This window comes from Microvirga sesbaniae (assembly GCF_025460805.1).
Classification (GTDB): Bacteria; Pseudomonadota; Alphaproteobacteria; order Rhizobiales; family Beijerinckiaceae; genus Microvirga; species Microvirga sesbaniae.
In genome coordinates this window covers 1-742 of the sequence record NZ_JAMXFJ010000126.1, presented here as the reverse complement: position 1 = coordinate 742, position 742 = coordinate 1, and the positions used below count along the sequence as shown (strand labels likewise).

Below are 742 nucleotides of genomic sequence, written 5' to 3'. Positions count from 1 at the left end.
CCCTTCACGAGCTTCGCCCAAAGCAGGCGCGCGGCGCGCATCTTGGCCACTTCCATGAAGAAGTTCATGCCCACCGCCCAGAAGAAGGACAGGCGCGGGGCGAACTGGTCGATGGTGAGCCCGGCCGCGATGCCGGCGCGGATGTACTCGACGCCGTCGGCGAGCGTGTAGGCGAGCTCGAGATCCTGCGTCGCGCCCGCCTCCTGCATGTGATAGCCGGAGATCGAGATCGAGTTGAACTTCGGCATGTGGGCGGACGTGTAGGCGAATATGTCCGAAATGATGCGCATCGACCCCTTGGGCGGGTAGATGTAGGTGTTGCGCACCATGAATTCCTTCAGGATGTCGTTCTGGATCGTGCCGGAGAGCTTTTCGGGCGGCACGCCCTGCTCCTCGGCGGCCACGATGTAGAGCGCCAGAACGGGGAGCACCGCGCCGTTCATGGTCATCGACACGCTCATCCGGTCGAGCGGGATGCCGGCGAACAGCGTGCGCATGTCGTAGATGGAATCGATCGCGACGCCCGCCATGCCCACGTCGCCCGCCACCCGCGGATGATCGGAATCGTAGCCGCGATGGGTGGCGAGATCGAAGGCCACCGACAGGCCCTTCTGGCCGGCCGCCAGGTTGCGCCGGTAGAAGGCGTTGGAATCCTCCGCCGTGGAGAAGCCGGCGTACTGGCGCACGGTCCAGGGCTGGTTCACGTACATGGTCGGGTAGGGGCCGCGCAGGAACGGCGCGA

The 742-nt window shown here is 65.5% G+C and carries 1 protein-coding gene; it reads right to left on the bottom strand.

Annotated features, from left to right (window positions below; genetic code table 11):
* Positions 1–742: methylmalonyl-CoA mutase family protein (locus tag OCW50_RS33105; RefSeq protein WP_262300406.1), on the bottom strand; the 742-nt coding region annotated here is incomplete at both ends.